The following is a 12630-nucleotide window of genomic DNA, read 5'->3' on the forward strand; positions in this document are numbered from 1 at the left end:
CCTAGCAAGAAAATGCAGAAGTTTAAATGAGTTCCGATGTTAAACTAAGCGCAAAATATGAGAAATAAAATAAGAGAGTATTGGAAAAGTTACGTGAAAATTGTGTAATGTTAGCCTATAAGTTAAAAGCGTCAATCTTAGTATTATCATCAGAGTAACAGGGAGCCTGACAATGAAGTCAGCGTATAAGGTTTTTCTTTTAGGATTATGTTCACTTTTCTTAGTCGCGTGTGGTGGTGGAGGCAGTATAGGGGAGGATAATAGTGGTACTCCACAACCCGTAACCATATCGGTAAATCTATCGGTAAGTAACTCTTTAGTTACATATGCGGAACCAGCAACAATTACAGCAAAAGTAACAGATTCGAAAGGTAAAAATATAAGCACATTGGTGTCGTTTTCTATCAACAATAATGCTTATGGGACCTTTAACCCCTCCACGGGGCAAGTCTCAACAAATTCAGATGGTGTAGCAACTATCAAACTTTATACAGGTGCGATTAATACCGGGGCAACAGTTACTGCAAAGATTAGCTCGGGTGAGTTTGCAGACGTAAATGTGACTATGGCCGGCGATGGTGTTGTATCAGGTGATAAGCCAGCAGTCAGTTTGAGTATCAGTAATGTCAATATTAATGCCGCAACGCCTGCAGAGTTGACTGCATTAGTGAAAGATAAAGACGGCCTTCCTCTCGTAAATAAGCTGGTGAGTTTCTCATTAAATGATAATACCTTGGGTATTTTTGACCCAGCGACGGGTACAGTGCTGACCAATAGCAGTGGCGTAGCGAAAATCACTTTAGCGACTGCTGATGTTAAAGGTGCAGCGCTAGTCACCGCATTGGTGCAAGGTGTGGATGCGGAGCCAGCTTCTATTGGGGTGAATATGGCTGGTGATGGTAATACAGGTGATGGCTCTGGCATCGTTGTTAGCTTATCTTCAAATTTAGGTACTGTTACTAAGGCAATGCCAGCGACACTCACTGCGATGGTGAAGAGCGTTGATGGAACAGCCTTAGCGAACAAAATTGTCAGCTTTAGTTTAAGCAATCCACTAACGGGCAGTTTTACGCCCGAATCGGCAACGGCGTTAACCGGAGCGAATGGTATTGCGACAATTCAATTGGCGACAGCCAATATTGAAGGTGCAGTGAATGTTAAAGTGAATGTGTTTGGTTATGACACTACTGCAGATGTGTCGCTTTACATGAAAGGTGATGGCAATGCAGTGGGACAAGTGCCTCCCCCTAAACTGATACTCAGTTCAACTACCACTAATATTAACGCAGTAACGCCAGCAACCGTGACGGCAACGTTACTGGCAGCAGATGGCAGTGCTTTAGCAAACAAGTTGGTACAATTTAGTTTAAGTAATGTTGCGTTAGGATTATTTGACCCAGAAATTGGCTCAGTGCTGACTGATGTTAATGGTCAGGCAAGTATTAAGCTGAAAACCTTGAATATTCCAGGTGCTGGTTTTGTGTATGCAGATGTAGTCGGGGTGGACGTTGCGCAGGCATCGCTTGGGGTCACCATGGCGGGTGATGGTGTTATAGCTGGTAATAAATCCACAATAAGTTTGACCGCTAGTGCGATTGACATTAATGCCGCAACGCCTGCAGAGTTGACTGCATTAGTGAAAGATAAAGACGGCCTTCCTCTCGTAAATAAGCTGGTGAGTTTCTCATTAAATGATAATACCTTGGGTATTTTTGACCCAGCGACGGGTACAGTGCTGACCAATAGCAGTGGCGTAGCGAAAATCACTTTAGCGACTGCTGATGTTAAAGGTGCAGCGCTAGTCACCGCATTGGTGCAAGGTGTGGATGCGGAGCCAGCTTCTATTGGGGTGAATATGGCTGGTGATGGTAATACAGGTGATGGCTCTGGCATCGTTGTTAGCTTATCTTCAAATTTAGGTACTGTTACTAAGGCAATGCCAGCGACACTCACTGCGATGGTGAAGAGCGTTGATGGAACAGCCTTAGCGAACAAAATTGTCAGCTTTAGTTTAAGCAATCCACTAACGGGCAGTTTTACGCCCGAATCGGCAACGGCGTTAACCGGAGCGAATGGTATTGCGACAATTCAATTGGCGACAGCCAATATTGAAGGTGCAGTGAATGTTAAAGTGAATGTGTTTGGTTATGACACTACTGCAGATGTGTCGCTTTACATGAAAGGTGATGGCAATGCAGTGGGACAAGTGCCTCCCCCTAAACTGATACTCAGTTCAACTACCACTAATATTAACGCAGTAACGCCAGCAACCGTGACGGCAACGTTACTGGCAGCAGATGGCAGTGCTTTAGCAAACAAGTTGGTACAATTTAGTTTAAGTAATGTTGCGTTAGGATTATTTGACCCAGAAATTGGCTCAGTGCTGACTGATGTTAATGGTCAGGCAAGTATTAAGCTGAAAACCTTGAATATTCCAGGTGCTGGTTTTGTGTATGCAGATGTAGTCGGGGTGGACGTTGCGCAGGCATCGCTTGGGGTCACCATGGCGGGTGATGGTGGAACTTCTAAAGTAACATTAGAGTTAACAGATAAAAATGGTTCTCCAACAGAGACGATCTCTACAGCTTCATCCGGGAAACTCAAAGCAACAGTTATCGGCTTAACTAAACCTGCCATTGTGACTTTTGCATCACCCATTGGTGATTTACCTGTAGTCACTGCAGTAACAAAACTCATTAATGGTGAGTGGATTGCTGTTGTTGATATTTTTGCAACTGATAAGCTGGGTGCGGGTATGGCCACAGCATCACTTGCTGATGGTGATGTGGGTGAAGCAATTGTGGTTGTTGGTGCTACCGATCTTAATATGGGCAGTGGTGATCCGTTTGTAGCAGGAGTAGCTAATGTTACCACGACGCAAATATCTGCTGGCGGTACCGCATCTGTCAGTGTTGCTATCAGGGATAGTTTTGGGAATCTATATACTCAGCCTGTTGCAGTTACTTTTAAGTCAACCTGCTCAAGTCAAACGCCAGCAAAAGCTGACCTAAGCTCACCTGTAACTACTATTAATGGTGTTGCTGAATCTCGTTATTTAGCAAAAGGATGTGAGGGGGATGACACAATAAATGTGTCAGCCAATACTGGCGGTTTAACACTTACTGCAACTGCATCTATCAATGTGTTACCAGCTAGTGCGGGTAGTATAGTATTTGTTGATGCAACGCCAGAAAACATTGGTATAAAAGGTACTGGTGGTAGTGAGTCCTCAACGTTACGCTTTAGAGTGTTAGATACCAATGGTAATCCTGTTGCTAATCGCGATGTCAGTTTTAAATTGAATAATCTGTCAGCAGGTTTGGGATTGATTCCAACCACCGCAAAGTCAAATAACGAGGGGTATGTGCAAACAGTGGTTAACTCTGGCACAGTTGCCGCTACAGTAAGGGTTACTGCGAGTATTGATGGCACGACCCCATTGATTTCTAGCCAATCCAATGTGCTTGTGGTTTCTACTGGTAAGCCAGATCAGGACAGTTTTTCGTTGTCGGCCTCTGTGCAAAACATCGAAGGTTGGGATCATGATGGAGCTCAAGTCACGATTACCGCACGTTTAGCCGATGCCTTTAACAACCCTGTGCCAGATGGTACTGCTGTAGTGTTTACTGCTGAAGGTGGTGCAATTGACAGTTCTTGCCAAACTTCAAAAGGTGTGTGCTCAGTGGTTTGGACAAGTCAGAATCCTCGCCCTGCAGGAGTCGATGGTAATGGACCCTTCTTTGACGTAAGTGGTGCACAAATTAATGATCCTAATGCAGCGTTGAAGGAAGAAACTAATTTTGATGGTGGTAAATATTTCGGCAACCATTTTGGCCAGCCCTATGGTGGTCGAGTGACGATTACTGCAACTGCGATTGGGGAAGAGTCATTTGCGGACTTAAACAGTAATAGCATTCTTGATACCGATACTGAGTTTAGTTTATTCGTTGGTGTACCACCGGATTGTGGTCGTGATAATAGTGGAGATTGTTATGATCTTACTGAGGCATTTGTTGACCATAATGAGGACGGTTTATACACGCCTGCTTATCCAAAGAATGGTTCAACAGATACATCAGGTGATCGAGAAACTTTCATCGATTTCATTGATCCGGAAACTCCAACTGGACAAGGAGTCTTTAATTTAAATGATGGCGAATACAGTGGTGTTTTATGTGATGATTCAACCGCTTCGTCAGTCAAATGTAGCCCGCAAGCATCAATTTCAGTACGTCGTTCGCTTGTGCTAGTTATGTCCAGTAGTGAGGCGTATGCGACACGACTTGAGAATGTAATTATTACGGATAGTGTTGCAGGTAATAATCAGATTGATATGGCCCCCAAGGGGACTGCATCGGTAAGGTTTACTATTGCTGATATTAATAACCAGCCAATGCCAGAAGGTACTGTGGTTGAGTTTAAGCCAACTGGAGCCACTGTGACGAGTTCTACTAAGTTTACTTGGCCGAGCAGTAGTTATAATGGCGGACGTGAGTTTGTTGTTAGCTTAAAAGCAGGCGAAGATCCTGATTCTGGGAATTTAGTTGTGACAGTGACCACACCCAATAAATTTAATATTGCAGCAACCACAACTGAAGTGCTTAATATACCTATCGAGGTTAAATAAAAGCTAAACATAAATAAGGTGCCAATGGCACCTTATTTTTTACCTGTGACCCGTCCTAAATAGCGTTGACACTTTTCAAACTCATTTTGGAGAGTGTAATGACTTCAACAATTAAACGAACTCAACGCGATTATTCCCTCGCTTTTAAATTGGCGGTTGTCAACCAAGTGGAAAAAGGCGAGCTGACCTATAAGCAGGCGCAAGACAAGTACGGTATTCAAGGTTGCTCCACCGTGTTAGTGTGGTTACGCAAGCATGGCAAACTGGATTGGTCCCTAGGGACGCCGCCAACATCAATGCGAGGACAGTTGATGACTGAACCCACCACGCTCACCCCCGAGCAAAAGATAAAAGCCCTCGAAGCCGAACTTGAAGATACCCGCATGAAAGCGGCGTTCTTCGAAGCCATTGTCGAAAAACTCAGAACTGACTACGGGATATCCGTCGTAAAAAAGCCACCCGCGAAACGCTCCAGGAAAAAACGGACGTAGGTTATCGCGTCACCCAATGCTGTCGTTACCTTGGCATCAGTCGTCAGGCGTATTATCAGCAATGCCAGCGGCAAATCGTCTCAGAGCTAAGGGAGCAACAGATGTTGCAAATGGTACAATATGAACGGTTATTTCAACCGCGAGTCGGTACGCGTAAACTGCAGTATTTACTCAACAAAATGCATCAAATAGTGATAGGACGAGACCGGTTATTTCGCTGTCTTAGGGCGCATCGTTTGTTGGTCACGCCTAAGCGGGCGTACCATAAAACGACCCATAGCCATCATCGATTCAGGTGTCATCCCAACTTGCTTAAGCCCAGTGAGCAGCAAGTGGACATCAGCCGCTCAGAGCAAGTCTGGGTGGCGGATATTACCTATCTGCCACTGCAAGATAATGAAGCCTATTTAAGCTTGGTGACCGATGCCTGGTCACGAAAAATTGTGGGCTATCATGTTGATGATAATCTTAAAACAGACGGGGTGCTAACGGCCTACAAACGGGCGCTGAAGCAGCGACAAGACAAAGATAAACCGCTGATACACCACTCAGACCGAGGGATACAGTACTGCTCAAACGCGTATCAAGCGGTTCACGCACATCATGGCGTGACATGCTCAATGACAGACGGATATGACTGCTATCAAAATGCCTTAGCAGAGCGAGTGAATGGCATCTTGAAGCAGGAGTTTTTAACACATAAGCCTGCAACGCTGGAGGAGGCACGACAAATGGTGGCAGAAGCGGTTGCCATCTATAATCAACGGCGGCCACATTTGACCTTAAAATACAAAACGCCCGATGAGGTTCATCGAGCGTTTTAGGTGGAAATAAGTGTCAACTTATTTCAGGACGAGACACAAATCACATTAGCGTTGGAATGGATACACACTTCCCAATTTCATGATTTGGGTGAGCTCATCTAATGCGGTGCGTGATTCAACCACTAATTGCGGATCGGCTAAATCTTGAGTCGATAAGCGGTCGCGATAGTGTTTATCCACCCAAGTGTTTAAACGTGTGAATAAAGCATCGTTAAGTAAAGTGTGCTGATTCACTGCAGCGACTTCTCGCTCATTCATGGCAACCCGTAAACGTAAACACGCGGGGCCGCCACCATTTTGCATACTTTGTTTCACATCGAAATACAGCACTTGTTTGATTGGTGTATTTAACGTGAGTAGCTCATTTAAATACGCATAAACAGCCGGGTTTTCTTGGCAGTCCGTTGGGGCAATGATGGCCATTTCGCCTGAGGGAAGGGTGATTATCTGGGTATTGAATAGATAGCTCTTTACCGCATCGTTAATCGCTACTTTGGCCGTTGGAACCTCGATAAAGAATAATTCGGTATCGAGTTTTCGTCTTATTTCATCCAATTTAGCCTGTGTATTTAAGAATGCCTGCTCATGGTAAAACAGCACATTTTGGTTACCCACGGCGATCACGTCATTGTGGAATACCCCTTGGTCAATGACATCGGGATTTTGTTGAATAAAGACGCAGTTATCCTCCTCGAGTTGGTGCAACCTTGCTATCGCCATCGACGCTTCGAGGGTTTGCCTTGCAGGATATTTTTGTGGTCTTGGTGCATTAGGATTGGTGGCTTCTTGACCGTAAACAAACAGCTCGACTCCAGCATGACCATATTCTTGGCACAGGCGAGTATGGTTCGCCGCGCCCTCATCACCGAAGCTATTATGTTCAGGTAAATGGTTATGATGATGAAAATAGTGGGGATCGTTGAAAGTTGCTGTTAAGATGCGCCCCGTTGTGATGGGCTCGATGCTGCGATGTAACTTATCCACTAAGTTGGCAGGTGTAAAATGCAGTTTACCATCACGGGTGTCGGCACTGGGAGACACGGTTGCAGCATTTGCCGTCCACATACTCGAAGCACTGCAACAGGCATTAAGCAGCGCAGGCGCGGTTTTAGCGGCTTGTTGTAAAACTTGGGCATCACTGCCAGAAAAACCAATTCGGCGCAGTGTATTAAGATCTGGGCGCTCTTGTGGCGCTAACATGCCTTGGATCATCCCTAAATCAGCGAGTGCTTTGGCTTTTTGCAAACCTTGTTTAGCGGCGGCTTTAGGATTTGAGACTAAAGCGGCGTTGTTGAGTGAGGCCACATTGCCAAAAGACAAACCGGCATAATTGTGGGTTGGCCCAACGAGTCCGTCGAAATTCGCTTCAAAGTGCTTCATTGCTTATCCTTGTGATAGGGAAGGTTATTATTTATTCAAATGGTCCCTGAAGCGACCCAGTATACTGAAGGTTTTTGTGGGCACAAGCGCACGGTTTTGTGCTCAAAGCGACTTTTTCGCGATAAATGCATAACTATTTCTTGCTTGATGGCAAATAATGAAATATTAGTTTTTAATTACGCAATATTATTTTTTTACATTTTTTCAACTTTGATTAAAAAGTGACTCGCTGGTACATATAAAAGAGGGATTAGCTTGAAACTCTCAATGCAACCCTCTATATATGGAGCCAATTTCCACCTTCTTGAGATTTTTTGGCGCAAATCAAACTATGGGTAAATCGCTAGTTATTGTCGAATCACCGGCCAAAGCTAAGACTATTAATAAATATCTTGGCAAAGAATTCATCGTTAAATCGAGCGTGGGGCATATCCGTGACCTACCAACTTCTTCTTCGTCTGACGGCAATGAAAAGGTGAAATCCGCCGCCGAAGTGAAGAAGATGTCGCCAGAAGAAAAGGCGCGATATAAAAAGGTGAAAGACCACCAGGCGCTGGTGTCGCGTATGGGCGTTAACCCTGAAAAGGGCTGGGCGGCTAAATATCAAATCCTACCGGGTAAAGAGAAAGTCGTTAAAGAGCTGCAAGCCTTAGCCGATTCTGCTGACCAAATCTATCTCGCAACGGACTTAGACCGTGAAGGGGAAGCCATCGCCTGGCATTTACAAGAGGTGATTGGTGGCGATCCTTCACGGTATCAACGCGTTGTGTTTAACGAGATCACCAAATCAGCGATTCAAGAAGCCTTTAGTAAACCTTCTTCCCTCGACACCAATATGGTGAATGCCCAGCAGGCACGACGCTTTTTAGACCGTGTCGTCGGCTTTATGGTGTCTCCACTGTTGTGGAAAAAGGTTGCCCGCGGCTTATCCGCTGGACGGGTGCAATCCGTGGCTGTGCGTCTCGTGGTGGAACGTGAAAGTGAAATCAAAGCTTTCGTACCTGAAGAGTTTTGGGATGTGCACGCACAGCTGAATACGCCTGCGAGCGAAGCGCTGCGCATGGAAGTGGTTAAGTACTTAGACTCAGCCTTCGAGCCAACAAACGAGCAGCAAGCGTTAGCCGCCGTTCAAGCCTTATCTTCAGCTAGCTTTAAAGTGATCGCTCGTGAAGATAAAGCGACTCAAAGTAAACCTTCGGCTCCTTTTATTACTTCTACTCTGCAACAAGCGGCCAGTACTCGCTTAGGCTTTGGGGTGAAGAAAACCATGATGATGGCACAGCGCTTGTACGAAGCGGGTCACATCACTTATATGCGTACCGATTCGACAAACTTAAGCCAAGAAGCGTTAGACAGTGTGCGTGAGATGATCGGCAAGGAATACGGCGCCAAGTATTTACCTGCCGAACCGATCCGCTACGGCTCTAAGGAAGGCGCACAAGAGGCGCACGAAGCGATTCGTCCATCAAACGTGAATGTCGAAGCGGCTGCCTTAACCGATATGGAACGTGATGCACAGCGTCTTTACGAGCTTATTTGGCGTCAGTTTGTCTCATGTCAGATGACACCAGCCCAATACGATGCGACTAAACTCACGGTCAAGGCGGGTGACTATGAACTGAAAGCGACGGGACGTATCCTGCGCTTTGACGGTTGGACTCGTGTTCAAACCGCATTGAAAAAGAAAAATGAAGAAGACAATACCTTGCCCTCGGTGAACGAAGGTGATCTGTTGTCTCTGGTCGAACTAGAGCCTAAGCAACACTTTACTAAGCCGCCCGCCAGATACAGCGAAGCGTCATTGGTAAAAGAATTAGAGAAGCGTGGTATCGGTCGTCCTTCAACCTATGCCACTATTATTTCGACGATTCAAGAGCGGGGTTATGTCAAAGTTGAAAACCGCCGTTTCTACGCAGAGAAAATGGGCGAGATTGTCAGTGAGCGTTTAGTCGGTAGTTTTGCTGAGCTGATGAGCTACGATTTTACCGCCAGCATGGAACAGACACTCGACGATGTTGCCAGTGGTGAGCTGGATTGGAAAAAGGTTCTCGATGGTTTCTATGCCGACTTCACTAAACAATTAGAGAAGGCGGAATTATCACCAGAAGAAGGCGGTATGCGCCTCAATCAAATGGTGATGACCAATATTAAGTGTCCGACTTGCGGTCGCCCTATGGGGATCCGTACCGGCACAACAGGGGTGTTCCTCGGTTGTTCGGGTTACGAGTTGCCACCGAAAGAGCGCTGCAAAACCACCATGAATTTAACGCCAGGCATTGAAGCGATTAGCGACAGTGAAGATGCCGAAACCGATGCACTACGCGCCAAGCATCGCTGCGGCATTTGTGGTACGGCGATGGACAGCTACCTTATCGACGAAAAGCGTAAGCTGCACGTTTGCGGTAATAACCCCATCTGTGAGGGTTATGAAGTCGAAGAAGGACAATTTAAGATCAAAGGTTATGAAGGTCCATTAATTGAATGTGACCGCTGTGGCCATGATATGGAGCTGAAAAACGGCCGTTTTGGTAAGTATTTTGGTTGTACTAACGAGGAATGTAAGAATACTCGTAAGTTACTGAAAAACGGCGAAGCTGCGCCTCCAAAAGAAGATCCTATTTATCTGCCAGAGCTGAAATGCAGCAAGTCTGATGCGCATTTTGTGCTGCGTGATGGTGCGGCGGGGATTTTCTTAGCCGCCAGCACTTTCCCTAAATCTCGGGAAACCCGTGCGCCACTGGTTGAAGAGTTAGTGAAATATCGCGAGCTATTGTGGCCAAAATATCAGTACCTTGCCGATGCTCCTATCGCCGATGATGAGGGGAATAAAGCGGCGGTTAAGTTTAGCCGTAAGACCAAAGAGCAATATGTGGCGACCGAAGTTGACGGTAAAGCAACCGGATGGTCGGCCCATTATGTGAATGGTAAATGGGTGACTGAATCGACGGCGAAGAAAGCTAAGAAGTAACCTGATCTGAATAGGGTTTAGGATCCTTTTCTTCGTGGTTATAAATGGGTTCACTTAGGTGAGCCCATTTTGTTATCTAGGGTTCTTACAATCGCCGATTGCAGTAATGATGTTGGCGTATCGATAACCGAGATATTGCGCATAAACATGTCTCGTCCTAAGATAGGTTGACAGTTTTAGGCCAGCTCCAGTAGCTGGCCTTTTCTATTGTGCACCTGATTAGGGGAGTCCATATTCAAACTCAGATGCGGTCTCATATCGTTGTATATTGCTATCGATTCTCTAACAAGTATCTTCAGCTCCGCAAATGTCCTACATCGGTGCAGTAAAAACTCCTGCTTCAGTATGCCATTCACTCTTTCTGCTAATGCATTTTGGTAGCAATCATAACCATCCGTCATTGACGGCTGGATTTGGCTCGCCTGAAGCGCATTCTGATAAACGGCTGAGCAGTACTGTAAGCCTCTGTCTGAGTGATGCACCGCGTTGCCGATATAGCGCTTATCTTTGATGGCCATTTTTAACGCTTTCACCACACTCTCGGCTTTCATGTCTTTACTCACGTGATGACCGACTATTTTACGAGAACTGGCATCGGTGATCAGTGACAGGTAGTGCACACCTTGGTCTGACTCAAGATAGGTGATATCGCTGACCAGTACATGCCCTGCATCGTGCAGTCCCTCCTCTTTCAGCAGATTAGGATGCTTCTTCATCCAGTGTTTGCTGAACGTGGTTTTTGTGTAGCTTTTCTTCGGTTTAACCAGTAAACCTTCACTTCTCAAATAGGTAAAGAACCCATCTCGCCCGAGCTTAATATCGTGCTCAACCAGCTTGGATTTTATCAACGTGTAGAGCTTACGGGCCCCTAACCTTGGCATATATTTACGCCAGTACTGGACCCAGTCTTTGATAACCGATAGCTCAGCTCTACGACTTTCCATTCGAGCAACTGCCTGATAAATACCTTGCCTCGACATACCCGCAGCACGACATGCGGCAGCGAGGTTTATTTCTCCGTTGCCTTTTGCTTGCCAGACGTACCGGATAAGTACTTTTTTCTGAGGCCTGCTCCATATTCATTGTCCATGATATCAACCATGCCATTGAGGATTTGGTTACGCAGTTTCTCTTCTGCTAACTCACGTTCAAGGCGCTTGATCGTTTCGGCAGGTGTTTCTTTTGACTTAGTCATAAGGGGATGCTGAAAAGGTTTCGACCAATCGAGTCTACCATGTTTTCTAAGCCAGACGAGTACCGTTGAACGGCCTTGAATACCAAAATGGGCTTGGGCTTGTTTGTACGTCATTTCGCCTTTTTCAACACGCTCTACAACGCCTAATTTAAAGGCTAAGGTGTAATCTCGTTGTGTGCGCTTACGGCTTGAGTTAATTAATGTTGTCATAAAGAAATCCTCTTTATGTCAACGTATTTCAGGACGGGACAACACGTATAAAAAAGCCAAGTCACAGACTTGGCTTTTTTATGGAAAACGTTCTTAATTGAGCAATGCGATATCACCATTTCTTCTTGGGTTGAAACAGCATATCGATGTCATCTTCTTCATTTTTAGGTCTAGGCGCACTTGGTGCTGACAATTTTTGTGCGCCCATAATCTCATCTAACAACATCTTGGCTTCATCGACCTTGCGGGCAATAAAAGGGTCATTCGGCGTTTGTGCTTTAATGGCATGTAGGGTTGCTAAAGCTTTTGTGACCATTTGCTTAGACGAACCATATTGCTTCATAAAGCTCGCGGCACGGGCACGGGACAGCATGGAATCAACATTAATCCGTAGCTGTAAACTATCGATACGATTCTCTTCCTGAGCAAAAACATTGGGGTCAACTCGGCCCTTGTTGTGCTCTGCACGTAAAATGGCTTTCAGTTTCTTGAGTGTTTGTACTAACACTAAGATCTGCTTGTCATTATCCGGCAATCTAAAATTCTCGATAGGGGGCATCTGTGGCGTGTTAGATTGCAATGTCTCGATTTGTGACTTGAGATCGGTAAGACGACGTTGAAAATCCGATTGCTGTTGACTCGCACTTAAAGTAGTGGCGATTTCTAACGCTTCTTGTACACGACGATAGAGCACTAAAATGATGTGTGTACTGCAAGGGATCATCCCTGTGTTGGACAATACGGTTTCAGTTTCATCAATAATTGCGCGTTGACGGGCAAATTCTATGCGACGTTCAGCCTCAGCACGTTCTTTTTGTTGTTGTATAACGTTAATTCCGATAACAAGCAGTAAAAGTGCACCGATGAGGATCAGAACCAAGGTGAATGTCATAGCTGTTCCATTATTTATCTAATTGGGCTAATGCTACAATAAA

6 protein-coding genes are annotated in these 12630 nt (G+C 45.5%); 3 read left to right on the forward strand and 3 right to left on the reverse strand.

Features of this window, described 5'->3' with window-relative positions; translation table 11 throughout:
- The first annotated feature begins 172 nt into the window (after positions 1–172).
- A complete protein-coding gene (locus tag N5E87_RS09125) occupies positions 173–4627 on the forward strand; it encodes an Ig-like domain-containing protein (protein ID WP_126512997.1) in 4455 nt (1484 codons plus the stop codon).
- Between the two features lie 98 nt (positions 4628–4725).
- A protein-coding gene (locus tag N5E87_RS09130) for an IS3 family transposase (protein ID WP_279775266.1) occupies positions 4726–5942 on the forward strand; the annotation gives its coding sequence in 2 pieces (ribosomal slippage) (positions 4726–5074 and positions 5074–5942; 1218 coding nt in all).
- A gap of 45 nt (positions 5943–5987) precedes the next feature.
- Here the strand turns inward: N5E87_RS09130 and astB are convergent.
- The gene (gene astB / locus N5E87_RS09135) at positions 5988–7322 is read right to left on the reverse strand and encodes an N-succinylarginine dihydrolase (protein ID WP_086903576.1); all 1335 of its coding nucleotides are present in this window, start codon (positions 7320–7322) and stop codon (positions 5988–5990) included.
- Between the two features lie 331 nt (positions 7323–7653).
- Here astB and topA point away from each other — a divergent pair, with 331 nt between their 5' ends.
- A complete protein-coding gene (topA, locus tag N5E87_RS09140) occupies positions 7654–10290 on the forward strand; it encodes a type I DNA topoisomerase (protein ID WP_279775267.1) in 2637 nt (878 codons plus the stop codon).
- A 176-nt stretch (positions 10291–10466) separates the two neighbouring features.
- On the opposite strand, the gene N5E87_RS09145 is transcribed toward topA, so the two are convergent.
- Positions 10467–11695 (reverse strand): IS3-like element ISShes2 family transposase gene (locus tag N5E87_RS09145; RefSeq protein ID WP_086937298.1). Its coding sequence is split into 2 segments (ribosomal slippage): positions 10467–11344 and positions 11344–11695, totalling 1230 coding nucleotides; the frame shifts between segments, so codons are not numbered across the junction.
- A gap of 112 nt (positions 11696–11807) precedes the next feature.
- Entirely contained in the window at positions 11808–12587 is a 780-nt protein-coding gene (zomB, locus tag N5E87_RS09150) for a flagellar motor control protein ZomB (protein WP_011716752.1), read from the reverse strand.
- Between the last annotated feature and the right edge of the window lie 43 nt (positions 12588–12630).

This window comes from Shewanella sp. GD03713, from assembly GCF_029843705.1.
In the GTDB taxonomy this organism is placed as follows: Bacteria; Pseudomonadota; Gammaproteobacteria; order Enterobacterales; family Shewanellaceae; genus Shewanella.